Raw genomic sequence first — 25,494 nt, forward strand, 5'->3', positions numbered from 1 at the left:
CTTTTAGCTTGCCGCCGACGCCAGATCGCCGCCGTTGAGATCGCGCTTCACTTCCGTGACTTCATCGCCCTTCGCGTTGTGCAGATGCACCTCAAGCTGGTTAAAGGCGATATTGATATCATTTTCGCGGCACAGTCGATCGATCGCGCGGTTCAGTTCATCCACCGTATGGCTACGATCGCGCAATTCACGCACATACAGACGCAGTTCATGATCTAGCGTACTGGCGCCAAAGGTGGTGAAGAATACGGCAGGTTCCGGATCGTGCATCACCTTCGGATGTTCCATCGCCGCCTGTAGCAGGACTTTTTTCACTTTCTCCAGATCCGAACCATAGGCCACGCCAAGCCGGATCACCAAACGGGTCGTGGTATCGGACAGGGACCAGTTAATCAGCCGCTCCGTCACGAACGCTTTGTTCGGAATGATCACCTCTTTACGATCAAAATCGGTAATAGTGGTGGCACGAATACGAATCTTACTGACCGTGCCGGAGTAGGTGCCGATCGTTACCGTATCGCCAATGCGTACCGGACGTTCGAAGAGGATGATTAAACCCGAGACAAAGTTACCGAAGATCTCCTGTAGCCCAAAGCCGAGACCCACCGACAACGCCGCCGCCAGCCACTGGAGTTTATCCCATGAGACGCCAAGCGATCCGAATACCGTCATCGCGCCAACAGCGATAATGATGTAGTTAAGGATCGTGGTGATCGCATACGAGGCGCCCTGGCGCATATTCAGGCGTGAAAGCACCAGCACTTCCAGCAGACCGGGTAAGTTGCGGATGAGCGCCCAGGCCACCATCGCAGCGATAATGGCGAATAACAAGCTGCCCATCGTTACGCTTTTCACCACCGCAGCGCCAGCTTCGGAGCCGTTGTAGTGCCACAGCGTGATGCTATCAAGATAGCTGAATACAGTGATCAGATCGGACCAAATCGCCCAGAACATAACGCCGAACAGGGCAATCATCAGCAGCATCGTGATACGTAACGTTTGCTGGTTAATTTGCTCCAGCGCGATGGTGGGTTCTTCCTGTGGCTCCGCACCTTCCGCTCCCTCTTTAACCAGGTTTTGACGGCGAGCCAGTGCGCGGCGCCAGGCAATCCGGCGCGCCGCTACGCTTAATCCACGCAGCACCGTTTGATAAAGCAGGTTCCAGATAATGACCAGATAGACGGTTTCAATCCAGCGCCCCGCCAGGCGCAGCGTGGTATAGAAATAGCCAGTCGCCGTTAATACCATTAACGCTACCGGAATGATGGAAAGAATCGTCACGGTCACCAGTCGAATGCCGTGAGATTCTTTATCGCGCCAGCTTTCCCGACACAGCGGCCACACCAGCAACGTTATCAACAACAGGTTGAGAAAAATAACTGCCTGCCCCAGCACGTCATCCATCAGGTTCAGCGGCGACAGTTCCGCCACCACAGACCAAAAATGCAGCGGCAGCAATGCGAGGCTAATGCGTACAATCTGGCGACGCCAGTGGCTGGTCAACTGCGTCGGCATACCAAAATGGCGTATCGCCACGCCCTCTTTTTCCAGAACCTTCCAGCACAGCCCAAATACCAGCCAGAACAGCGCGAGCTTCTTGCTAAAGGCCCAGAGCAGATCGCTGATATTTAACTGCATGGTCAACAGGATCAGTCCAAGCGCGAGGATAATCAGGCACACCGGCAGCGCGCGGATCAGATCGATCAAAATAGCTTTCGGCGTGTTGAGTTGACTATCGTTACGCAACGACCCCACGGCGGCGGCCAGCTTCTGTTGATACGCTTTTAACCATTTCAGGCGCCAGCGAATTAAACCGGCGATAAGCAAGAGCGGCAATCCGGCCAAAAAAGCAATAAATACCGCGGGCCAGGCTTTTTGCCAGTTCACCGTGACTTTCATGGCGCTGAACTGATCTTTTAACGTTTGGGGGAATGCTTTAAGCCAGTCCCAGTCCATGGGGCGGTTACTGTTCACCCAAAAAATCTGCTGCGTCAGAATGGCTTTCAGATTTTTCGAGACGCTCATTAACTGCTGCTGATTAATCTGCAGGTTAATTGCCATCATCAGCTGGTTACCCAACTGTTTATTTAGCTGATCCAACAGCTCACGGCGCATCTCCACTACCTGAAGCAACGCATCGTGAACTTCATCATTCACCTCACTGGTATGCCCCTCTTCCAGCTTGTCGACAAAGGCATCGCTTTGGAATAAGGCATCACGCTGCTGGTTGACTTCAAACTGTTCCAGGCGCAAATCCGCAATGCGGTTGGTCATGTCTTCGAGTTCATCGGCAGAGGGCAGGGTTTGCTGCTGCTGGTAAAGAATACGCGACAGCAACAGGCTGCCTTTTAAGACGGCAATCTGTTCTTTGATATTTCTTTCCGACTGCAGCGCGCGATCGAGCCAGTTTTTCACTTTAATATTTTGCTGCATCAACATATTGCCATTTTCGGTCGCGACAATCAGACGCTGGCTTAGTTGATGGTTAATATCCAGCGCCTGCTTTACCAGCGGGTTTTCCTGGATACGCGCCGTTTCGTCCGGCGAAATGGCCTCCTGGGCCGTTTTTTCCGTTAGCGTAAGTCGTTTACTGTTGACCGCCTCCTGTAAAAGTTGAAGCTGATGCTCAAGGCGATTACTGTTGGCCGTCACGTAATCCCGCTGTTTTTGCAAGGTATCCTGCAAAACAGTATTCCCTTCGAGACTCTTACGTTGCTGGTCGATCTGCGCGTTAAGCAGCGCCTGCTGCGCCTGTAATAACACCTGTTGGCTGGGGCGCAGCGCAGCCTCGCCGACGTTATTGCCGTCCAGACGGTTACGGATTTGCTGCATTTGCTGTGAGGCGGTATACATGGCGTTTTGTACGCGCTCCGGCTGGGTCTGTAACGAAACCAACTGGCTGTTATAAGCGGCAAGATCGTTTTGCGAATTTTGCAAATCATCCAGTACCTGCGCCACGCGCAGTTCAAGCTGGCGTAGCGAAAGCGTACTCAGCATTTTTCGCGTTTCATCATCATTATCGACATCGCTCAGCGCATTCAACGCGTCCGTCGCCTGACGCATTTTTTCAGGCGCCCGCGCCACCTTCTGCCGCAGTTGTACGGTCTCATCTTTTATCCGCTCGATTTTCTCCAGCGTGGCTAGCGTATCAATAAGATCTTGCTGGACGAGCTTATCCTGGGCGGAGAGATCTTTTTGCTTATTCAGCGTATCCAACTGGTTTTGCACATCCGCCTTTGACGGCAGGTCGCCATTCGTTTGCCCCCGTGCAAACGCCAGAGACTGACAGGACAGCAGGATAATAAGGAAGCTAATTGTAATAAAAACAAAATGCTGTGAACGTTTATAAAGCTTCAACATAGTCATGAGAATGAAGTGTCTGAACCGGCAAGCAGAGCGGAAATAATTAAGCCGCAAGAGTATCACGCCTGTAACAAACAGAATAGCGAGACAGAAAACGTCCAGGAGTTTTCCTGGAATAGTATCAGGGGGTGTCGTTGACCGTCGACGCTCGCAGGGTCGGACACAGTTGATACATCTCCAGCAGGATGGTGACGTAGGCGCGAGCTTCTTTTTTTAAATCAAATGATTGCGGGGCAAATAACCAGTTTTCCATAATCCCTGAAATAAAGCTGCGCATCAGTATCGCCGCACGACGGGTCAACAGATTTTCAGGCAGCATTTTAGCATTAATACAATGTGTTAACGTTTGTTCTATCCGATCGTAACTTTCCAGACAAAGGCTACGTTGCGCCTGTTGAACCACAACCATTTCTCCGACAAACTCACATTTATGGAATATAATCTCCATCAATAAGCGGCGTCGTTCTTCTGTTACAGTAGCTTCAAGAACATGAACTAAAATTTCTCTTAATACAGATAGTGGATCGTCGGGGAATTTTGCCTGATACTCAATCTCAAGCTCACCAATATTGGATTCTGATAGCTCCCAGATCTCACTGAATAAATCCGACTTATTTTTGAAATGCCAATAGATTGCGCCGCGCGTCACACCAGCAGCGTTCGCAATCTCCGCCAGCGAGGTCGCCGATACGCCTTGCTGCGAGAACAAGCGCAGGGCCACATCCAGGATGTGTTGTCGTGTTTCCAGCGCTTGTTGTTTGGTTTTTCGTGCCATATGTCGGTGAATTTACAGGCGTTAGATTTACATACATTTATGGATGTATGTACCATAGCACGACGATAATATAAACGCAGCAATGGGTTTAAGGACCTTTGACCATTGACCAATTTGAAATCGGACACTCGAGGTTTACATATGAACAAAAACAGAGGGTTAACGCCTCTGGCGGTCGTTCTGATGCTCTCAGGCAGCTTAGCGCTAACAGGATGTGACGACAAACAGGACCAGCAAGGCGGCCAGCAGATGCCAGAAGTTGGGGTTGTCACGCTAAAAACGGAACCACTGCAGATCACAACTGAACTTCCGGGTCGTACCGTTGCTTACCGTATCGCCGAAGTTCGTCCACAGGTAAGCGGCATTATCCTGAAGCGTAATTTCGTTGAAGGAAGTGATATCGAAGCGGGAGTCTCTCTCTATCAGATTGATCCTGCGACCTATCAGGCGACTTACGACAGCGCCAAGGGCGATTTGGCAAAAGCACAGGCCGCCGCGAATATCGCTGAACTGACGGTGAAGCGTTATCAAAAACTGCTGGGTACGCAGTACATCAGTAAGCAGGAATACGATCAGGCGCTGGCCGACGCGCAACAAGCGACTGCCGCCGTTGTCGCAGCAAAAGCCGCCGTTGAAACCGCACGTATCAACCTGGCATATACCAAAGTTACCTCACCGATTAGCGGCCGTATTGGTAAGTCGTCCGTAACGGAAGGGGCGCTGGTACAGAACGGTCAGGCGTCGGCGCTGGCGACAGTGCAGCAGCTAGACCCTATCTATGTGGATGTGACCCAGTCCAGCAATGACTTCCTGCGCCTGAAACAGGAGCTGGCAAATGGTTCGCTGAAACAGGAAAACGGCAAAGCGAAGGTGGACCTGGTGACCAGCGACGGTATCAAATTCCCACAGTCCGGTACACTTGAATTCTCCGACGTTACCGTTGACCAAACCACCGGATCTATTACTTTGCGCGCCATCTTCCCTAACCCGGATCACACCTTATTGCCAGGAATGTTCGTTCGCGCACGTCTGCAGGAAGGGACAAAACCGACGGCATTACTGGTTCCACAACAGGGCGTTACCCGTACTCCACGCGGCGATGCCACGGTGCTGGTGGTTGGCGCCGATAACAAAGTCGAAACCCGCCAAATCGTCGCAAACCAGGCGATCGGCGATAAGTGGCTGGTGACTGACGGGTTGAAAGCGGGCGACCGCGTAGTCGTCAGCGGGCTGCAAAAAGTACGTCCTGGCGCACAGGTTAAAGTGCAGGAAATTACCGCGGATAACAAACAGCAAGCCGCAAGCGGTGATCAACCTGCTCAGCCCAGGTCTTAACTTAAACAGGAGCCGTTAAGACATGCCTAATTTCTTTATCGATCGCCCTATATTTGCGTGGGTGATCGCCATCATCATCATGTTGGCAGGGGGGCTCGCGATCCTCAAATTGCCGGTAGCGCAATATCCAACGATTGCGCCGCCAGCAGTGACGATCTCCGCGACCTATCCTGGCGCTGATGCGAAAACGGTACAGGATACCGTCACGCAGGTTATCGAACAGAATATGAACGGTATCGATAACCTGATGTATATGTCCTCAAACAGTGACTCCACGGGGACCGTGCAGATCACGCTGACCTTTGAATCCGGCACCGATGCGGACATCGCGCAGGTTCAGGTTCAGAACAAACTGCAACTGGCAATGCCGTTACTTCCGCAGGAAGTACAGCAACAGGGCGTGAGCGTTGAGAAATCCTCAAGTAGCTTCCTGATGGTAGTGGGCGTCATTAACACTGACGGCACCATGACCCAGGAGGATATTTCGGATTATGTTGCCGCCAATATGAAAGATCCGATCAGCCGTACTTCTGGGGTGGGCGACGTTCAGCTATTTGGTTCGCAGTACGCGATGCGTATCTGGATGAATCCGACAGAGCTGACCAAATACCAACTAACGCCAGTCGACGTGATTAACGCTATCAAAGCGCAGAACGCCCAGGTCGCAGCAGGTCAGCTCGGTGGTACGCCGCCAGTAAAAGGCCAGCAGCTTAACGCATCGATTATTGCCCAAACGCGTCTGACCTCGACGGATGAGTTTGGCAAAATCCTGCTGAAGGTGAATCAGGATGGCTCCCAGGTTCGTCTGCGGGATGTAGCGAAAATTGAGCTTGGCGGCGAAAACTACGACATCATCGCGAAATTTAACGGTCAGCCGGCTTCAGGTCTTGGCATCAAACTGGCTACCGGCGCCAACGCGCTGGATACCGCTACCGCTATTCGCGCCGAACTGAAAAAAATGGAACCGTTCTTCCCGCCTGGGATGAAAATCGTCTATCCGTATGACACCACGCCATTCGTGAAAATCTCTATTCATGAAGTGGTAAAAACGCTGGTCGAAGCGATTATCCTCGTGTTCCTGGTCATGTACCTGTTCCTGCAGAACTTCCGTGCGACGTTGATTCCGACCATTGCGGTTCCGGTAGTGTTGTTGGGAACCTTTGCCGTGCTTGCGGCCTTCGGTTTCTCGATAAACACTCTGACGATGTTCGGGATGGTGCTCGCCATCGGCTTGCTGGTGGATGACGCCATCGTGGTGGTCGAGAACGTTGAACGTGTTATGACGGAAGAAGGCCTTCCGCCGAAGGAAGCAACGCGCAAATCAATGGGGCAGATTCAGGGCGCATTGGTGGGTATCGCGATGGTACTGTCGGCGGTATTTATTCCGATGGCCTTCTTTGGCGGCTCAACCGGGGCGATTTATCGGCAGTTCTCTATCACCATCGTATCGGCGATGGCGCTGTCAGTGCTGGTTGCGCTGATCCTGACGCCTGCGCTGTGCGCCACGATGCTCAAACCCGTCGCCAAAGGCGATCACGGCGAAGAGAAAAAAGGCTTTTTCGGCTGGTTTAACCGCCTGTTCGATAAGAGCACGCATCACTACACCGATAGCGTAGGCAATATTCTGCGCAGCACCGGTCGTTATCTGCTTCTCTATCTCATTATCGTCGTCGGTATGGCTTATCTGTTCGTTCGTCTGCCAAGTTCTTTCTTGCCGGATGAAGACCAGGGCGTATTTCTGACAATGGTTCAGCTCCCTGCTGGCGCGACGCAAGGACGCACGCAAAAAGTGCTGGATGAGGTCACGGATTACTACCTGAACAAAGAGAAAGCCAACGTTGAGTCAGTATTCGCCGTCAACGGCTTCGGTTTTGCAGGACGCGGTCAAAATACCGGTATTGCGTTCGTATCGTTAAAAGACTGGGCCGATCGTCCAGGTGATGAAAACAAGGTTGAAGCGATTACCCAACGGGCAACCGCAGCGTTTTCACAAATTAAAGATGCGATGGTTTTCGCCTTTAACCTGCCAGCGATTGTTGAACTGGGCACCGCAACCGGGTTTGACTTCGAGTTGATTGACCAGGCAGGCCTTGGCCATGAAAAACTCACCCAGGCGCGTAATCAGTTGTTCGGCGAAGTGGCGAAATATCCTGATCTGCTGGTAGGTGTTCGACCTAACGGCCTGGAAGATACGCCGCAGTTCAAAATCGATATCGACCAGGAAAAAGCTCAGGCGCTGGGCGTGTCCATTAGCGACATTAATACCACGTTGGGCGCAGCATGGGGTGGCAGCTATGTAAACGACTTTATCGATCGCGGTCGTGTGAAAAAAGTTTACGTGATGTCCGAAGCGAAATACCGCATGTTGCCTGATGATATTAATGACTGGTACGTCCGTGGTAGCGATGGTCAGATGGTGCCGTTCTCCGCATTCTCCTCTTCCCGCTGGGAATATGGTTCGCCGCGTCTGGAACGCTATAACGGTCTGCCTTCGATGGAAATTCTGGGTCAGGCGGCGCCAGGTAAGAGTACCGGTGAAGCGATGGCGATGATGGAAGAACTGGCCAGCAAGCTGCCATCCGGCATCGGGTATGACTGGACCGGGATGTCCTACCAGGAACGATTGTCCGGCAACCAGGCCCCTGCCCTGTATGCTATCTCGCTGATCGTCGTCTTCCTGTGTCTGGCGGCATTGTATGAGAGCTGGTCTATACCGTTCTCCGTAATGCTGGTCGTGCCGCTTGGGGTTATCGGCGCTCTGCTTGCCGCCACCTTCCGCGGGCTGACTAACGACGTTTACTTCCAGGTGGGCCTGCTCACAACCATTGGGTTGTCGGCGAAGAACGCGATACTTATCGTCGAATTCGCCAAAGACTTAATGGATAAAGAAGGAAAAGGTCTGGTAGAAGCGACGCTGGAGGCCGTCCGTATGCGTTTGCGCCCGATTCTGATGACCTCGTTAGCATTCATGCTGGGGGTTATGCCGCTGGTTATCAGTTCCGGCGCGGGTTCCGGCGCTCAGAATGCGGTAGGTACTGGCGTACTGGGCGGGATGGTAACGGCAACCGTACTGGCTATTTTCTTCGTACCGGTCTTCTTCGTGGTGGTCCGCCGCCGCTTTAGCCGTAAAAGCGAAGATATAGAGCACAGCCATTCTACAGAACATCGCTGATCTACTGATTGTTGATAAGGCCGTGCAAGCGGCCTTTTTTTGCGTAAAAATCATAAAATACGCTTATTGTTAGATTGTTTATTTTTTGCCATATTAATAAAACGTATAGTCCCTACCGCTTTAAAGGCTTTTCTTAGGAAGCCCGGCAATTCCTTAATTCAGCCATTAATTAAGGAATATTAAGAATATTCCTGGCTATTTTCTCCTGTCAGTGACTATTGTTTTAGCCTGAAAAGCTAAAAAACGTTAACCCAATGATTACACAAACATTAAAAATGGTCCCTTTTTAGGCATATGGCGCCGACTGTTAACATTCGAAAAAGTATGCCAGTAAGCGGATTTCACGCAATTGTAATTTTTCGTAATATGACGATGAAAAGTTTTTTAGAGTAGATTATAGTTAAATCATAAGGTGACGTGGGGAAGTACCAGGTTAGTTAGTTGTATCCATCCCGAAGGTGTTCGGTTAGTTCAAGCCACTAAAAAGGGGATGCATTATGGACGAATACTCACCCAAAAGACATGATATAGCACAGCTTAAATTCCTTTGCGAAACCCTGTATCATGACTGTCTTGCAAACCTTGAAGAAAGCAATCATGGTTGGGTTAATGACCCGACTTCAGCAGTCAATCTCCAGCTCAATGAGCTGATAGAGCATATTGCAACCTTCGCACTTAATTATAAGATTAAGTACAATGAAGACAATAAATTGATTGCGCAGATAGATGAATACCTGGACGACACCTTTATGTTGTTCAGCAGCTATGGTATTAATACGCAGGATTTGCAAAAATGGCGTAAATCGGGCAACCGCCTGTTTCGCTGTTTCGTCAACGCCACCAGGGCCAATCCTGTTAGTTTGTCTTGTTAAAAATTATTACAATCATAGGTAGAATTTATGTCTGATAAACCATTAACTAAAACTGATTATTTGATGCGTTTACGGCGCTGTCAGACAATTGACACTCTGGAGCGCGTCATTGAAAAAAATAAATATGAACTGTCCGATAATGAGTTGGCTGTATTTTACTCAGCAGCGGATCACCGGCTTGCAGAATTGACGATGAACAAACTTTACGACAAGATCCCCTCTTCAGTATGGAAATTCATTCGTTAATCACTCGGCATTGCTTTTCAGGGAATACTCAGGTGTTATCCGACCCTTCGTTTTTGGCTAATAACACAATGGACTATTATATAACAGTGACATAGATCACATACAAATATCAGGGAACGTTCCCTCTAATAATATACTATCGCTTATATTACGATAATATCCACTAAGGGGAACGCGCAGTGAGTGATGAAAAACAAAAAATGATCGCTGGGGCGCTGTATTGCCCGACCGATGAAACTTTATGCCAGGATCGTCTGCGGGCGCGCCAACTCATCCATCAATACAACCATACTACGCCTGATGAAATAAATAAGCGTCAGGCCATTTTAGACAATCTGTTAGCCCGAAGCGAAGACGCTTATATTGAGCCTTCTTTTCGCTGCGACTATGGCTATAATATTTTTCTTGGTCACTCCTTTTACGCTAACTTCGACTGCGTCATGCTTGATGTTTGCCCAATTCATATCGGCGACAATTGTATGCTCGCGCCAGGAGTACATATCTATACTGCCACGCATCCGCTGGACGCCATCGAACGCAACAGCGGCAGAGAGTTAGGCAAACCTGTTACTATCGGAAATAACGTCTGGATAGGTGGACGAGCCGTCATTAATCCGGGCGTAACCATCGGCGATAACGTCGTCGTCGCTTCAGGCGCTGTGGTGATAAAAAACGTACCGCCAGATGTCGTGGTAGGCGGAAACCCGGCGCGGATTATTAAAAAATTGTAGTTAAAATGACAACTGTTATGCTAATTCGTGGTTAATCTGTTACTTTTTTCACGTTACGCCTCCCTTTAAAATGGGCTGTTATTACCCGTATGTCGCAGAAATCATGAAGGCAAAAGATGACAGAGATACAGCGCCTGCTTAGCGAAACTATTGATGACTTAAACGTCCGTGAAAAACGCGATAACAGACCGCGTTTTAGTATCAGTTTTATCCGCAAGCATCCCGGGCTATTTATCGCGATGTATGCCGCCTGGTTTGCGACGCTGGCAGTCATGCTGCAATCAGAAACGCTGGTGGGGTCAGTGTGGCTGTTAGTGGTGTTATTTATCGTATTTAATGGTTTTTTCTTTTTCGACATCGCCCCGCGTTATCACTATGACGACATCGACGTGCTGGATCTCCGGGTCTGTTACAACGGCGAATGGTACAACACCCGCTTTGTTCCCCCCACGCTCATTGAGACAATTCTTCAATCTCCACAGGTGGATAATGAGCATAAAGTCCAGCTACAAAAAATGGTTGCCCGTAAAGGCGAGCTTTCCTTCTACGATATTTTTACGCTGGCTCGTGCAGAAGCAAGCCGATAATAAAAAAGTGCGCACCCTCCCTGGTACGCACTGCTTTCCCCGAACTGTTGGCTTTTAACGTCTTTTTTTACGTCCCTGAACCGCCTTAAACCGTGGATTTGTTTTACAAATCACGTATAAACGTCCTTTTCGTTTCACTATCTGGCAATCCGGATGCCGCTGTTTTGCATTGCGAAGTGAGTTTAGCACCTGCATTTCATTTACCCCCGTTTAGCGCCGATAAAATGACCAAAACGTTTCTGGAAACGCGCGGCGCTACCTTCGTTATCAAACGTTTTTTGTTTACCGGTATAAAAAGGATGTGATTTTGATGACACATCAATGGTGACATATGGATACGTTACGCCGTCCAGTTCGATTTCACGTTCGGTTTTGATAGTTGACCCCACCTTCACATATTCATTTGCGCTAGTGTCGTGAAATACGACGGTGCGGTACACAGGATGGATATCAGGTTTCATTGCACTCTCATGATTATGTTATAACATAACAATACAGTACGCCATTAACGATCTTTTTTCAACCCGCAAACATTCACGATCTCTTCCTGGCGGCAAAAACAACGTGGCGTAACGCGCTAGTCTGGCTCCTGAATCTATAAAATCGATAGAATAGCTTTATCATTCGAGGGCGCGATTTGCGATCGGATATACTTTATCTACGCTGTGTTTATAAGGACATCACTGTGACAACACGACATCTGGTCAGCCTGGTAACGGGAGTGCTTATCCTGTCTGTCCTTTTCCCGATAGGATTGAGTCTGTGGCTGGCGCACCGTCAAGTTGAAAAAAGGTTTAATGAAGAGCTGGATATCTTCTCGTCCCGGGTGGCGCTACGTACAGAAAGGGTCAGTGACCAGGCAAAAGCCGCGTTAACGCATATCGCCGCCTTTAAAGGCGAGCCCTGCAGCAGCGCTCATTTACTCGCCATGCGTCGCGTGTCTTATAGCTTTCGGTATGTTCAGGAAGTTCTGTACCTTAAAAATACGATTCCCGTTTGCTCCTCACTTGAAAAAGAGAGCCATATTCCCGCCTTCCCTCCGCCCATGAAAATCACTCGGGACGGTTATCGCGCCTGGTTTACGGCGCAAAACGATCTGGGTATAAAACGCTATATGGCGGCACTCGGTAGCGATAACTATATCGTGATGATCGACCCGGCGTCCTTTATCGATGTGATTCCATTTGGAGCATGGCCGATTGACGTCGCCATTATTGGTCGGGAGCGTAATACCGTGGTTGCCAGCAGCGGTAAGCTTAACCCCGCAATCCTTCCGCTGATTCAGCATGAGACGCCCCTGCGGCTGGAAAACCGAGGCATTCTGTACGCTATCCACCCCCTTCCGGAAATGGGCATCACTATCGTAAGCTGGGCATCCACCGCTCCGCAGGAAAAGAACTGGTATCGCCAGGCGTTTATCTGGCTACCGGCGGGCATCGTAACGGGTCTGCTGGCCGCGGCCTTTATTCTGCGTATTTTACGTCGGCTACAGTCGCCCCGCCACCGTCTCCAGGATGCGATAGACAATCGCGAAATTAACGTACACTATCAGCCTATTGTCTCCCTGAGCAGCGGGAAAATTGTCGGCGCCGAAGCGTTAGCTCGTTGGCAACAGGCGGACGGCACCTTCCTTTCACCGGAAATTTTTATCGCGCTGGCTGAGCAAACCGGACTTACGGAGCCGCTAACCCGGCTAATCATCGAAACCGTTTTTGAAGACATGGGGAGTTGGTTAAAGTCCCATCCCGAGCAACATATTTCGATCAATCTTGAGGCATCCGATCTGGCGTCGGAAACGCTCCCGGCGCTGTTAAGCACGCTGCTGAACCGTAGCCAAATTTCTCCGTCGCAAATCGCGCTTGAGTTAACGGAACGCGAGTTCGCCGATCCGAAAACCAGCGCGCCAATTGTCGCCAGATACCGTAACGCAGGGCATTCAATTTATATTGATGACTTTGGCACCGGCTATTCCAGCCTCAGCTACTTACAAAATCTGGATGTGGATGTCCTTAAAATTGATAAATCTTTTGTCGATGCGCTGGAATATAAAAACGTCACGCCGCATATTATTGAAATGGCAAAAACGCTCAAACTCAAAATGGTCGCAGAAGGTATCGAAACGACCAGACAAGAACAGTGGCTACGCCAGCATGGCGTGCATTATGGTCAGGGCTGGTTATACAGTAAACCGCTATCCGGCTCGGCATTTATTCTTTGGGCGGAACAGCGGCTATAACGTCGCACAGAAGAAAAGAACAGTGTGGAGAGGCAGAATTGGGTGGGGGCCCTGCCAGCTACATCCCGGCACACGCGTCATCTGCCTTGGCTGCTTCCTTCCGGACCTGACCTAGTAAACAGAGTAGCGTTGCGGGAGAACCAACAGAGCCCCCATTGAGAGCGTTGTGAACCAACGCGCAGGCGCATTATCACTGCTATACCGTGTAATTGCAACCCATCAGGCGCTGGATGCTGGTTTCTTGCGCACCTGGACTTTCCTCTCCCCTTATTCCAGATTATCCTGAAGCATTAATGCAGGATTCTATTATGGATATTCAGGACACATTTCCGCAGCGCGTCTGGCAAATCGTCGCCTCGATCCCGGAAGGTTTTGTCACGACCTACGGCGATGTCGCCCGGCTTGCCGGTTCGCCTCGGGCGGCGCGTCAGGTCGGCGGAGTTTTAAAACGTCTGCCGGAAGGCAGCACTTTGCCATGGCATCGGGTAGTGAACCGCCGCGGTGCGATATCACTTACCGGGCCGGATCTACAACGGCAACGCCAGGCATTACTGGCAGAAGGCGTGGTGGTGTCGGGGAGCGGGCAAATCGATTTACAACGCTATCGCTGGGTGTATTAACCCTCTCCGTTACGGAGAGGGTTGGCGCAGGATTAATACTGGGTAGGCGCAGGAACGGCAGAAGACGGATTGACTTGGGTCGGCGAAGTCGATGGAACCGTCGTCGTCGCACCACCACTGGCCTGAACAGGCACCGCCGTTTGCTGTACCGGTACCAGCGTCAGGTCCGCTTTGGTGCCGCCATTATTAATCACCGGTTTCACGCTATCGGTAATAAATACCAGCTTATTGTCAACGGTGATTGCCGCGCTCAGGAGAATACGTGCGTTAGGTTGAATATCTGATGGGTTAAACGGCAGCACAAAACTGAAAGGCGCCTGTTTACCTTCGGTCCGTACCGCTTTTTGCGACAGCACCTTAGACGGTGTATCAGCCAAAGAAGCATCAGAAAGCGTTACGGTCAGCACCGCATCTGGCGGCAGAGCGACCTTCTGGCGGATCCAGACGGTACCGGAAACATTGGGTTGCTGAATAGTAGACTGGTTAGCTGTAATCGACATGTTAGGGTTTGGCGCAGGCGTCTGGATATCAGCGCTTTTATCAGCGCAGGCCGCCAGAGATATCGCAACCGCTAAACCACTTACGATGTGCACGAGTTTCATTCAATTCTCCTTATCATCAATGCACCAGCAGGCCTTTCCCCCCGCCGGAAGAGTGGTTAACAGAAACATAACGTGATTAAGTGTGGCACAGGTCACTCATTTTTGCCTGGAATTGCTCTGTTATTCAGACTTTTGTACCCATCGGACCACTTGCGAAATTGCGTTATACTCAGGCCTACCTCGCTTCGGCATCGTTGTCACCTGGAGAGCATGTATGAGTCAGACGCTAAATAATTTGCTGACATTGTTGAATCTGGAAAAAATTGAAGAAGGACTCTTTCGGGGCCAAAGTGAAGACTTAGGGCTGCGTCAGGTATTTGGCGGTCAGGTGGTGGGCCAGGCGTTATATGCCGCCAAAGAGACGGTGCCGGAAGAGCGACTGGTGCATTCATTCCACAGTTATTTTCTGCGACCAGGCGATAGTCAAAAACCCATTATCTATGACGTTGAAGTGCTGCGCGATGGAAATAGTTTTAGCGCCCGCCGCGTTGCCGCTATTCAGAACGGGAAACCCATCTTTTACATGACCGCCTCATTCCAGGCGCCGGAACCGGGTTTTGAACATCAAAAAACCATGCCGACGGCAACCGGGCCGGAAGGACTACCGTCAGAAACGGAAATCGCGCAGTCGCTGGCGCATTTACTGCCGCCGATTCTGAAAGAAAAGTTTCTCTGCGATCGCCCCCTGGAGATTCGTCCTGTCGAATTTCACAATCCGTTAAAAGGTCACGTCGCCGCGCCAACCCGTCAGGTATGGATTCGCGCCAACGGCACCGTTCCGGATGACATTCGCGTCCATCAATATTTACTGGGATATGCCTCTGACCTGAATTTCCTCCCCGTCGCGCTTCAGCCTCACGGCATCGGTTTTCTGGAAAAGGGCATTCAGATCGCCACTATCGATCACTCTATGTGGTTCCATCGCCCGTTCAATCTTAATGAATGGCTACTTTATAGCGTGGAGAGCACTTCCGCCTCCAGCGCCCGGGGCTTTGTTCGCGGCGAGTTTTATACTCAGGATGGCGCGCTGGTCGCCTCGACCGTGCAGGAAGGGGTGATGCGTAATCACAATTAAAAAACATGCCGCTATCCGGCGTTAATGGCCTGATGGCGATGCGCTTATCAGGCCTACCGTAGGCCGGATAAGACGCTTTCGCGTCGCCATCCGGCATGTTGCGCAATCACGCGTTATATGCATTCTCGCCGTGGCTGTTCACATCCAGCCCCTCGCGCTCCTGCTCTTCCGGTACGCGCAGTCCAACAAGGATATCCGCCAGTTTGTAACCAACAAACGCGACAACGCCGGACCAGACGACCGTAATAGCAATACTTTCCAGTTGTACCATAACCTGATGGCCCATCGTAACGCCGTCGACAAAGCCAACGCCGCCCAGCGAACTGGCGGCAAAAACGCCGGTCAGGAGACAGCCGACTATCCCGCAAACGCCGTGAACGCCAAATACGTCGCACGGATCATCTACCCGTAACAGACGTTTAAGCATGGTGACTCCCCACAATCCCGCCAGACCCGCAATAACGCCGATAACCAGCGCGCCGCCAACGCCAACATAGCCACAGGCTGGCGTCACGCCGACCAGACCGGCAATCGCGCCGGAACAGGCTCCCAGCAGGGAAGGTTTACCGCGTAGCGTCCACTCGCCGATAATCCACCCCAGAATCGCGGCGGCGGTCACCACCACGGTGTTCACAAAAGCCAGCGCGGCTATCTCGTTTGCGCTACTGGCAGAACCCGCGTTAAATCCAAACCAGCCGATATACAGGATCGCAGTACCGGTAAAGACCATCGGCAGATTATGGGGTTTAAATGCTTCTTTCCCAAAGCCGACGCGCTTACCAATTAAATAAGCCCCCACCAGACCGGCGATAGCGGCGTTAATGTGCACCACCGTACCGCCGGCAAAATCCAGCGCGCCGTGAGCAGCCAGCAGGCCGCCGCCCCACACCATGTGCGCAATCGGAATATACGAGAGCGTGAACCACACCACGACAAAAATCAGTACCGCCGAAAAACGAATACGTTCCGCCAGCGCGCCGACAATCAGCCCGACGGTAATACAGGCGAAAGATCCCTGAAACGCGACATGGATATACTGATAAATCGTGCCCGTTACCGCCGTCAACGCGATGTTCTTCAACATCGCCCCCTCGACATTACCGAAGAAATGATTCCCTTCGCCAAAAGCCAGCGAATAGCCGTATACCACCCATAAAATACAGACCAGCGCAAAGGTGACGGTCACTTGCGTTAACATCGACAGCACGTTTTTAGCGCGGATTAATCCGCCATAAAACAGCGCGATACCCGGTATCGTCATAAACAGCACCAGCGCGGTGCTGATCATCATAAAAGCATTATCCGCTTTATCGGCAACCGCTGGCGCGGCCATCGTTAGCCCAGGCAGCAGCACCAGTGAAGCCAGTGTGGTTTTTATCATCGCTATCTTCATTTTTTCATTTCCTGTTGCTGTGTGGCGGGTCTTAAAGCGCCGCTTCGTCAGCTTCGCCGGTACGAATCCGAATAACACGCGTGAGCTCCGCGACGAAAATTTTGCCATCGCCAATTTTTCCGGTATAAGCCGCTTTAGTGATGATATCGATCACCTCTTCCAGTTGGTCGTCGGCGATAGCCACATCAATTTTGACTTTCGGCAGGAAATTCACGCTGTACTCCGCGCCGCGATACAGTTCGGCGTGTCCTTTTTGACGACCAAACCCTTTCACTTCGGTGACGGTCAATCCCTGAATGCCAATAGAAGAAAGCGCTTCCCGCACGTCCTCCAGCTTAAACGGTTTGATAACCACGGTAACCAGCTTCATAGACCCCCTCCAGTCAGAATTAGGTAAGGCATATAGACTATTCAAAATGAGCGTTGCAAAGGGTGTGCCAGAAATGAGTGAGTGGTGAAAGGCGCGGTTAGCGGGGCGTCTTTATATTGACGCGCCCCAAAATCGAAGCAGGAAAAGAAAAACGCACCATGACGGTGCATGATGGGCGAGGTTTTGCGCCACGGGGCAAAACCTTACGTCGCGGGGCCGGACTCCTCATGTACGCTGGCGGCTAACTCCTCACCAACCAACTGTAATTGATACATTTGCCAGTAGCGTCCTTGCGCCGTCAGCAATTGTTGATGCGTCCCGCGCTCCACCGCCTGGCCGCGGTGGAGTACCAGAATGGTATCCGCCTCCACGATAGTCGATAGCCGATGGGCGATAACCACCAGCGTGGTGCGCTCGCGAATCGCCGCCAGCGCCTGCTGTATCGCCTGCTCAGTGCCGGAATCGATGCTGGCCGTCGCTTCATCAAGAATTAATATTTGCGGGGCGTCAACCAGCACGCGCGCCAGCGCCAAGAGTTGTTTTTGCCCGACGGACAGCGTATTCCCCTGCTCACCAAGACGCGTATGCAGCCCGTGGCTCAGGCCGCGCGCCAGGTCTGCCAACTGTACCGTTTCCAGCGCCTGCCAGACCTGCGCCTCTGAAACATCGCGCCCCAGCGTCACATTGGCCAGAAAGGTATCCGCCATCACTACCGGGTCCTGTTGAACCATCGCCACGCCCTGGCGTAAAACGCGATGATTAAAAGAAGAGATTTCTCGCCCATCCAGCCGAATTTCGCCTTGCGTCAGCGGGTAGTACCCCATCAACAAGCTGGCGAGCGTGCTCTTCCCGCTGCCTGTGTGTCCCACCAGCGCCACAAAACTACGGGACGGTACTGATAGCGTAATGTCCTGTAAAACAAGGCTATCATCGCGGTAAGCAAACGACAGATGATCAATATCAATCGCGCCGCTTTGCAACGGCCTGTCGTCGCTGCCATAGCGCTGTCGTGGGCGATCCATCAGTTCAAAAACACGCTCTCCCGCCACAACCGCCTGCTGTAGCATGGATTGCTGGGTGGTCAGTTCAATGAGCGGCTCGTTCAGACGCGACAAATAGCTAATGAACGCATACAGTACCCCGACCTCAATCGTGCCGGCAGACGTAAAACTGAAGAGCATCAACAGACCGCACAAAATGAGCGCGGAAAAGAGGCTAAGCAGCGGACGCAATAAAAATCCGTCTAAGCGCAGCGTCTGCATCCGCGCCATGTAGTGCGAACGGCTGGCCTCGCCCATTCGTTCGCCAAAGCGCGCCTGCTGGCGAAACTGCTGAATAACGCTCATCCCGTTGATGATTTCGTTAAATCCATCGTTAATATCCGCCAGGTATGCCCGCACGCGGCGTACCATCGGCGTGCTGTAGCGCTGATAGATGATCATCACGGTCAATACCGCCGGAAAAATCAAAATCGCCACCAGCGCCATCCGCCAGTCAAGGCTGAACATGGCGACCAGCATGGCGCCGATCAGCGCCGCGCTACGTAATACCGTCGCGACGACCGTGACATACAGATCGCGGATAACTTCCGTGTCGTTAGTCACGCGTGAAATTAATTGTCCGACAGGCTGGGTGTCGAAGGCGCTTAACGGCTGGCGCAAGGCGGCATCCATTACGTCAGTGCGCAAGGTCTGAACCACGCCAACGGCCGCCCGGTTAAATAATAAAGACTGGGCGTAATGCAGGCCCGCCGCCAGAAACTGTAGTCCCACATAGGCGGCCGCCAGCCCCGCGACTTTACCCAGAGGTAAATGGTGTTGGGCCACCATGTTGTCAATGAAATAGCTGATCAGCAGCGGACCGCTAACCTCCGCCGCCGCCGCAATCCACAGCATAATCACCGCGACAGAGAGCGGTTTTCGCCAGGGCGAGCCATACGCCAGCAACCGTTTCAGCGTCGGCCATAGCTGTCCAAAACTACGCATTCGCCGCCTCCTCGCCGCTTTCCGGCGCGTCATCCAGCGCGGCCTCCAGTTGCTGATAGCGATACATATCGCGATACCAGCCAAGCTGCTGCGCCAGTTGATCGTGATCGCCGCGCTGAACAACATGACCATGTTGCATCACCATAATTTCATTGGCATCGGTCAACGCAGATAAACGATGCGCGCTTATGATGACCGTGCGCCCTTCGCCCCACTGGCGCAAATTATGCAAAATCTGATGCTCCGTGCGACCATCTACTGCCGAGAGCGCATCATCGAGAAGCAGAATTTCCGCATTCAACAGTAGCGCTCTGGCAATCGAGATACGCTGTTTTTGCCCTCCCGATAGCATTACGCCGCGTTCGCCTACCTGCGTGTCGTAGCCCTGAGGAAGACGGAGAATATCCTCATGTACGCTGGCTAAACGCGCCACCTGTTCAATCTCTTCCTGGGTCGCCTCCGGGCGTCCGAGCGCAATATTATTGGCAATAGAGTCCGAGAACAAAAACGGCGTCTGACTGACCACCGCCAGTCGGCTACGCCAGCTATCAAGCTGCAGATGCGTCAACGGCATGTCATGGAAACGGATTTCTCCCTGCGTCACATCAAAATGGCGCTGGATAAGCGACAATATTGTGCTTTTCCCCGCGCCGGTCGGACCGCATATCCCCAGCATCTGACCCGGTTTAAGACGAAAGTTCACATTCTCCAGCGCCGGATGCGTCGTTTGCGGATAGCGAAACTCACGAATCGCCGCCGTCAATTCGCCCCGCCCCGCCGGGACCGGCTCTTTACCATCCTTAACTACCGGCGCTTCCGCCAGCATGGCGCGGATGCGGCTGTAAGCGGCGCTACCTCGCTCCACGATATTAAACATCCAGGCCAGCGCCAGCATGGGCCAAATCATCAACCCCAGATACATCATAAAGCTGGTGAGTTCGCCCAGCGTCAGGCTGCCGTTAACCACCATCCAGCTTCCGCCGCTAATCGCGAGCAGGTTCGCCATGCCAATGGCGATGTAAATAGTTGGATCAAAACGCGCATCAATACGCGCCACTCGCATATTTTTCTTGCCAGTATCTTCGGCATCCGCCGCAAACAGCGAGGACTGGCGGTCCTCCAGGCCAAACGCTTTTATCATGCGAATGCTGGTCAGACTCTCCTGCGTGCGGTCGTTCAGGCTGGAGAAGGCGGCCTGCGCCAGTTTGAAGTAATCATGCAGCCGATCGCCGTAACGTTTGATCATCAGCGCCATAATCGGCATCGGCAACAACGCTAATAGCGTTAGCTGCCAGCTAATTTGCGTCGACATGACAATCAGTACCGCGCAGCCCATTACCAACGAGTCAACCAGCGTCAGAACGCCCTCGCCTGCCGCAAATACCACGCGATCCACATCATTCGTCGCGCGCGCGATAAGATCGCCCGTCCGATGGCGCTGATAAAATTCAGGATGCTGGCAACTAAGCTGGCGATAATAATCTTCACGCAGTTCAACGGCTAATTGATAAGAGGCACCAAATAGCAGCACGCGCCAGACATAGCGCAACAAATAGACCACCACGGCGATCAGGGCAATGGTGCCAATCCACATCGCTATCCGGCCAGAAGTAAAATGCTGTGCGGTTACGCCATCCACGACGATCCCCACCACTTTGGGTGGGATCAGCTGAAGAATCGAAATAAGCATAAGCAGGGCCACCGCGCCAAGATAGCGACGCCATTCCCGGCGAAAGTACCAGCTTAATTGAGCAAATAATCGCACGCGTTATTTCCTGATATGATTTCCGGCAATACCGGGAGAATTATTCAATGGGCAGAGAAGTGGTGTACTTAATCTGTTCCATCGAAAAACTGGAGGTGACGTCTGACAGTCCTGGAACGCTATTGACCAGACGTTTATAGAAATCGTCATACCGCTTCATGTCGGCAACCTGAACCCGCATCAGATAATCGTATTCCCCCGCCATCCGCCAGAAACCAAGCACTTCCGGCATCTCAGTGACGACAGTCACGAACCGACAGTACCATTCACTGCTGTGGTGCTGCGTTTTTATCAATACAAAAGCGGTTAATCCCAGACCCAGTTTTTCCGGGTCCAGCAGCGCGACCCTGCCAAGAAGAATACCGTCGTCTTCCAGGCGTTTAAGCCGCTTCCAGCAAGGCGTTGTCGTCAGATTAACGGCATCCGCCAGCGCCTGCAAAGAGAGGGTACAGTCCTGCTGCAATAAGGAAAGCAGTTTACGGTCAATTTTATCTAACATACCCATCCCGTAGAGAATATTTTTCTCCTTACATTGTAATTTAAAGGTCAAATAGCAACAATTTTTTCCGTGCTTTTCGCTAATCTGGGCACAAAATGATAAACGGATATTAATGATGGGTAGCAATTGGGTTAAAAATGCCATTAATGAAATTAACGCTGACCACCAGCGCTCGGCCGATACGCATCTTATTCGTCTGCCCCTGCCGGCATTTCCAGGTATTCAGTTTTACCTGAAAGATGAAAGCACGCATCCCACCGGTAGCCTCAAGCACCGCCTGGCGCGCTCGCTGTTCCTTTATGGGCTGTGCAATGGCTGGATTAAAGAAGGCACTCCAATTATTGAAGCGTCATCAGGCTCAACGGCGATTTCCGAAGCCTGGTTCGCGCGTTTACTGGGACTGCCGTTCATCGCCGTCATGCCCGCCTGTACCGCAAAACGTAAAATCGAACAGATTCAATTTTACGGCGGCCACTGTCATTTTGTGGAGAGCGCCTGCGAAATTTATGCCGCCTCCGAGCGGCTGGCGCATGAACTGAACGGTCACTATATGGACCAGTTTACCTACGCAGAACGGGCTACCGACTGGCGGGGCAACAATAATATTGCCGACAGTATTTTCAGACAGATGCGCAACGAACCCCATCCGGTACCGCGATTTATCGTTATGAGCGCCGGAACGGGTGGAACCTCTGCGACGATTGGGCGCTATATTCGCTGTCAGGGCTATGATACTCAGCTAATGGTGGTGGATCCGGAAAATTCCGTCTTTTTACCTTACTGGCAAGATCGCGACGCTTCATTACGCAGCCCGGTGGGCAGCAAAATTGAAGGGATTGGTCGCCCGCGGGTAGAGCCTTCTTTTATTCCGGATGTCGTTGATGAGATGCTGCGTGTGCCGGACGCCGCCAGCATTGCCACCGCACACTGGCTGGAAACGCAGCTAGGCCGTAAAGTCGGCGCCTCTACCGGCACGAATATGTGGGGAGCGCTGCAGCTTGCGGCCCGGATGCGCGAGGCCGGAGAAACCGGCGCTATCGTGACGTTATTGTGCGATAGCGGCGATCGTTATCTGGATACCTATTACCATCCGGCATGGGTTAGCGAACATATCGGCGACTTGACGCCGTGGTCAGCAGCCATCGTAAAATTACTTACCGTCGACTAAAAACCAAAAAAAAAGCCAGACTGAACGTCTGGCTTGCTGGAAGAGATCTCTCATTCGGGGGAATAAGGTAGATGCGGTTTGTCCAGCCAATGTGTCAAAAAGTGTGCTACCGCTTGATTACCACAATGTCCGATGACCGACAAATGCGGCAGCGCGGCGATAAGTTGCGGCATAGCGTTGCCCATAATGAGCCCCCGCCCGACGCTGCCCAGCATTTCCCGATCGTTCATCGCATCGCCAAACGCCATGCAATCTGCCAGTGAAAGCCCCAAATGGCCGCTCAATACCGCCAGTGCAGAGCCTTTATTACACCCCAGTGGTAACACTTCCAGGCAGTCGACGGCAGAAAAACAGAGGTGCGCGCGTTCTTCCAGCGCCTCATTGAGCTGAATGCGCAAGCGAATCAGATCTTCATGATCGCCGCAAAAACAGATCTTCGTCACCTGATGGGCCGGGATGCTTTTTACATCGATAACCTGATAACGAAAGCCGCTGTAGACATGCGCCTGGAGTAGCGCGGGGATCTCCTGGCCTGTAAACCAGCCGTTGTCATTAAAAACATGCATACTGGCCCGGGTATCCCAGGCATGGTGCATCACCGTATCGGCAACCTGAGGATCGAGATCCTGACGATGCAGCACGTCGCCTTCCAGCGAATGAACTCGCGTCCCGTTACCGGTAATAAGATAAGCATCCAGTGAAAGCGTCCCCAGAATATGCCGCATTTCCAGAACATGACGACCCGTGGCAAATGTCAGGGTGATATCGCGTTCGCGCAGACGCGACAGCGTGGCGATCGTCTCTCTACCCAAATGGTGATCAGGCATTAATAACGTGCCATCCATATCAAATGCTGCCAGACGGGCCATCTCTTTCTCCACACTGTGACGCGGTTAACTTGTCATTCAGTATTACCTGAGATATACGGAAGTAATAGTGAACAGATAAAATGAAGTGTTCCGGGTTTCTATGAGGCTACTGAATCGGCTTAATCAATATCAACGCCTCTGGCAGCCTTCCGCCGGAGAAACACAACATGTCACCGTTAGCGAACTGGCTGAACGCTGTTTTTGTAGCGAGCGCCACCTGCGAACGCTGCTGCGCCAGGCCCAGCAGGCGGGTTGGCTAAAATGGGAAGCACAGTCCGGGCGCGGGAAACGTGGACGGCTACAGTTTCTGGTCACGCCGGAATCGCTCCGTACCGCCATGATGGAACAGGCGCTGGAAAAAGGGCAGCAGCTCAACGTACTGGAACTGGCGCAACTGGCGCCTGGCGAATTACGGGCGATGCTCCAGCCTTTTATGGGCGGCCAATGGCAAAACGATACGCCGACATTGCGTATTCCCTACTATCGTCCGCTTGAACCGCTGCATTCGGGTTTCCTGCCAGGACGCGCGGAACAACATCTCGCAGGGCAAATTTTTTCCGGGTTAACGCGCTTCGACCGCGACAGCCAATATCCTTGCGGGGATTTGGCGCATCACTGGGAGGTTTCCGCCGACGGTTTACGCTGGGATTTTTATATTCGCTCCACGCTGCACTGGCATAATGGCGATACGGTGGACACCGCGCAGCTACACGAACGCCTGGAAAGGCTGCTTACCCTACCCGCGCTAAGCAAATTGTTTATTAGCGTCGCCCGTATCGAAATAACGCATCCTCAGTGCCTTACCTTTCTCCTTCACCGGCCTGATTACTGGCTGGCGCATCGTCTGGCCAGCTATTGTAGCGGTCTGGCACATCCTGACCTGCCGCTTATCGGCACCGGCCCTTTTCGCCTGACGTTGTTCACGCCGGAACTGGTACGTCTGGAAAGTCATGACCATTATCACCTTAACCATCCGCTGCTGAAAGCGATTGAATTCTGGATCACCCCGCAACTGTTTGCCCAGGATCTGGGCACCAGTTGCCGCCATCCGGTGCAGATCGCCATCGGCAAACCGGAAGAGCTGGCGACGCTGAGTCAGGTAAGTAGTGGTATCAGTCTGGGCTTTTGCTATTTAACTATCAAAAAGGGCTCACGGCTCAACGTACAACAGGCACGACGTCTGGTACATATTATCCATCATACTTCTCTGCTGAAAACATTGCCGGTAGATGAGAATTTGATTACGCCAAGTCAGGGGCTGCTACCCGGCTGGACAATCCCGCAATGGCAGGTTGTTGATGAAACGCCATTGCCTAAAAAACTCACCCTGGCGTACCACCTTCCCGTAGAGCTTCATACGATGGCGGAGCAGCTTCGACATTACCTTGCGACGCTCGGCTGTGAGTTAACGTTGATTTTTCATAACGCCAAAAACTGGGATGACTGCCCTGCGCTGGCGCAAGCGGATCTGATGATGGGCGACAGGCTGATCGGCGAAGCGCCGGAATATACGCTGGAGCAGTGGCTACGTTGCGATCAGATCTGGCCGCATGTCCTGGACGCGCCTGCGTTTTCCCATCTGCAGGCTACGCTTGACGCCCTGCAAATTCAGCCCAATGAAAAGGATCGCCGCACTGCCCTGCAACAAGTTTTTGCCAACCTGATGGATGACGCCACACTTACGCCGCTGTTTAATTATCACTATCGCATCAGCGCTCCACCTGGCGTTAACGGCGTTCGGCTCACCCCTCGCGGCTGGTTTGAATTTAGCGAAGCCTGGCTTCCGCCGCCTTCGCCGTGAAGAAGCTGGTCGGTATTATCCGCACGCGTT

At 52.1% G+C, this 25,494-nt stretch carries 22 protein-coding genes and 1 other RNA gene; 11 read left to right on the forward strand and 12 right to left on the reverse strand.

Translation table 11 applies throughout. From position 1 onward, the window contains the following. Positions 1-3: 3 nt before the first annotated feature. The gene (gene mscK, locus AC3G3F_RS15235; protein WP_053508530.1) at positions 4-3,366 is read right to left on the reverse strand and encodes a mechanosensitive channel MscK; all 3,363 of its coding nucleotides are present in this window, start codon (positions 3,364-3,366) and stop codon (positions 4-6) included. A 118-nt stretch (positions 3,367-3,484) separates the two neighbouring features. After that, complete coding sequence (gene acrR / locus AC3G3F_RS15240; RefSeq protein ID WP_023246704.1) at positions 3,485-4,138, reverse strand: multidrug efflux transporter transcriptional repressor AcrR; 654 nt, start codon at positions 4,136-4,138, stop codon at positions 3,485-3,487. Positions 4,139-4,279: 141 nt separating this feature from the next. On the opposite strand from acrR, the gene acrA reads away from it, so the two are divergent. From acrA to AC3G3F_RS15270, 6 genes are all read left to right on the forward strand, one after another. Continuing rightward, the gene (gene acrA, locus AC3G3F_RS15245; protein WP_023246703.1) at positions 4,280-5,473 is read left to right on the forward strand and encodes a multidrug efflux RND transporter periplasmic adaptor subunit AcrA; all 1,194 of its coding nucleotides are present in this window, start codon (positions 4,280-4,282) and stop codon (positions 5,471-5,473) included. Between the two features lie 22 nt (positions 5,474-5,495). Beyond that, positions 5,496-8,645, forward strand: a complete 3,150-nt coding sequence (gene acrB / locus AC3G3F_RS15250) for an efflux RND transporter permease AcrB (protein WP_023246702.1) — start codon at positions 5,496-5,498, stop codon at positions 8,643-8,645. A 497-nt stretch (positions 8,646-9,142) separates the two neighbouring features. After that, positions 9,143-9,517, forward strand: coding sequence for an Hha toxicity modulator TomB (gene tomB, locus AC3G3F_RS15255; protein ID WP_000344807.1), 375 nt, complete (start codon positions 9,143-9,145; stop codon positions 9,515-9,517). Positions 9,518-9,544: 27 nt separating this feature from the next. Next, positions 9,545-9,763, forward strand: coding sequence for an HHA domain-containing protein (locus AC3G3F_RS15260; RefSeq protein WP_001280991.1), 219 nt, complete (start codon positions 9,545-9,547; stop codon positions 9,761-9,763). Positions 9,764-9,942: 179 nt separating this feature from the next. Then, on the forward strand, positions 9,943-10,494 hold the full coding sequence (maa, locus tag AC3G3F_RS15265) for a maltose O-acetyltransferase (RefSeq protein WP_053508533.1): 552 nt from the start codon (positions 9,943-9,945) through the stop codon (positions 10,492-10,494). A 116-nt stretch (positions 10,495-10,610) separates the two neighbouring features. Beyond that, the gene (locus AC3G3F_RS15270) at positions 10,611-11,081 is read left to right on the forward strand and encodes a YlaC family protein (protein ID WP_023246700.1); all 471 of its coding nucleotides are present in this window, start codon (positions 10,611-10,613) and stop codon (positions 11,079-11,081) included. Between the two features lie 54 nt (positions 11,082-11,135). On the opposite strand, the gene ykgO is transcribed toward AC3G3F_RS15270, so the two are convergent. Continuing rightward, positions 11,136-11,276 carry a type B 50S ribosomal protein L36 gene (gene ykgO / locus AC3G3F_RS15275; RefSeq protein ID WP_001197749.1) on the reverse strand — a complete coding sequence of 47 codons (141 nt, stop codon included), beginning with the start codon at positions 11,274-11,276 and terminating at the stop codon, positions 11,136-11,138. 5 nt (positions 11,277-11,281) lie between these two features. Then, complete coding sequence (locus AC3G3F_RS15280) at positions 11,282-11,542, reverse strand: type B 50S ribosomal protein L31 (RefSeq protein WP_023182818.1); 261 nt, start codon at positions 11,540-11,542, stop codon at positions 11,282-11,284. A gap of 224 nt (positions 11,543-11,766) precedes the next feature. Between AC3G3F_RS15280 and AC3G3F_RS15285 the strand changes: the two genes are divergently transcribed. Continuing rightward, positions 11,767-13,317: an EAL domain-containing protein gene (locus tag AC3G3F_RS15285; protein ID WP_053508537.1), complete on the forward strand. Its 1,551-nt coding sequence runs from the start codon at positions 11,767-11,769 to the stop codon at positions 13,315-13,317. 49 nt (positions 13,318-13,366) lie between these two features. Here AC3G3F_RS15285 and ffs read toward each other — a convergent pair. Then, positions 13,367-13,463, reverse strand: an RNA gene (gene ffs, locus AC3G3F_RS15290) — signal recognition particle sRNA small type. Positions 13,464-13,547: 84 nt separating this feature from the next. On the opposite strand from ffs, the gene AC3G3F_RS15295 reads away from it, so the two are divergent. Then, the gene (locus AC3G3F_RS15295; protein ID WP_023246698.1) at positions 13,548-13,937 is read left to right on the forward strand and encodes an MGMT family protein; all 390 of its coding nucleotides are present in this window, start codon (positions 13,548-13,550) and stop codon (positions 13,935-13,937) included. Between the two features lie 32 nt (positions 13,938-13,969). Here AC3G3F_RS15295 and AC3G3F_RS15300 read toward each other — a convergent pair whose 3' ends face one another. After that, the gene (locus tag AC3G3F_RS15300; RefSeq protein WP_000779808.1) at positions 13,970-14,539 is read right to left on the reverse strand and encodes a YbaY family lipoprotein; all 570 of its coding nucleotides are present in this window, start codon (positions 14,537-14,539) and stop codon (positions 13,970-13,972) included. 214 nt (positions 14,540-14,753) lie between these two features. On the opposite strand from AC3G3F_RS15300, the gene tesB reads away from it, so the two are divergent. After that, positions 14,754-15,614, forward strand: coding sequence for an acyl-CoA thioesterase II (gene tesB / locus AC3G3F_RS15305; protein ID WP_023246697.1), 861 nt, complete (start codon positions 14,754-14,756; stop codon positions 15,612-15,614). Between the two features lie 106 nt (positions 15,615-15,720). Here the strand turns inward: tesB and amtB are convergent, their stop codons facing one another. From amtB to decR, 5 genes are all read right to left on the reverse strand, one after another. Then, a complete protein-coding gene (gene amtB, locus AC3G3F_RS15310) occupies positions 15,721-17,007 on the reverse strand; it encodes an ammonium transporter AmtB (protein WP_488395275.1) in 1,287 nt (428 codons plus the stop codon). 31 nt (positions 17,008-17,038) lie between these two features. After that, positions 17,039-17,377 carry a P-II family nitrogen regulator gene (gene glnK / locus AC3G3F_RS15315; RefSeq protein WP_023246695.1) on the reverse strand — a complete coding sequence of 113 codons (339 nt, stop codon included), beginning with the start codon at positions 17,375-17,377 and terminating at the stop codon, positions 17,039-17,041. Between the two features lie 203 nt (positions 17,378-17,580). Then, on the reverse strand, positions 17,581-19,362 hold the full coding sequence (locus tag AC3G3F_RS15320) for a SmdB family multidrug efflux ABC transporter permease/ATP-binding protein (RefSeq protein ID WP_023246694.1): 1,782 nt from the start codon (positions 19,360-19,362) through the stop codon (positions 17,581-17,583). Beyond that, positions 19,355-21,127 carry a SmdA family multidrug ABC transporter permease/ATP-binding protein gene (locus AC3G3F_RS15325; RefSeq protein WP_088734266.1) on the reverse strand — a complete coding sequence of 591 codons (1,773 nt, stop codon included), beginning with the start codon at positions 21,125-21,127 and terminating at the stop codon, positions 19,355-19,357. Before AC3G3F_RS15325 ends, AC3G3F_RS15320 begins: the two co-directional genes overlap by 8 nt. A gap of 40 nt (positions 21,128-21,167) precedes the next feature. Continuing rightward, the gene (gene decR, locus AC3G3F_RS15330) at positions 21,168-21,626 is read right to left on the reverse strand and encodes a DNA-binding transcriptional regulator DecR (RefSeq protein WP_023246692.1); all 459 of its coding nucleotides are present in this window, start codon (positions 21,624-21,626) and stop codon (positions 21,168-21,170) included. Positions 21,627-21,738: 112 nt separating this feature from the next. On the opposite strand from decR, the gene cdsH reads away from it, so the two are divergent. After that, the gene (cdsH, locus tag AC3G3F_RS15335; protein WP_079817254.1) at positions 21,739-22,794 is read left to right on the forward strand and encodes a cysteine desulfhydrase; all 1,056 of its coding nucleotides are present in this window, start codon (positions 21,739-21,741) and stop codon (positions 22,792-22,794) included. Between the two features lie 50 nt (positions 22,795-22,844). Here cdsH and cof read toward each other — a convergent pair whose 3' ends face one another. After that, positions 22,845-23,663, reverse strand: a complete 819-nt coding sequence (gene cof, locus AC3G3F_RS15340; protein WP_023246690.1) for an HMP-PP phosphatase — start codon at positions 23,661-23,663, stop codon at positions 22,845-22,847. A 100-nt stretch (positions 23,664-23,763) separates the two neighbouring features. Between cof and AC3G3F_RS15345 the strand changes: the two genes are divergently transcribed. Continuing rightward, positions 23,764-25,464, forward strand: coding sequence for an SgrR family transcriptional regulator (locus AC3G3F_RS15345; protein ID WP_053508547.1), 1,701 nt, complete (start codon positions 23,764-23,766; stop codon positions 25,462-25,464). The last annotated feature ends 30 nt before the right edge of the window (positions 25,465-25,494 follow it).

The sequence above is a fragment of the Salmonella sp. FC25216 genome (genome assembly GCF_057751355.1).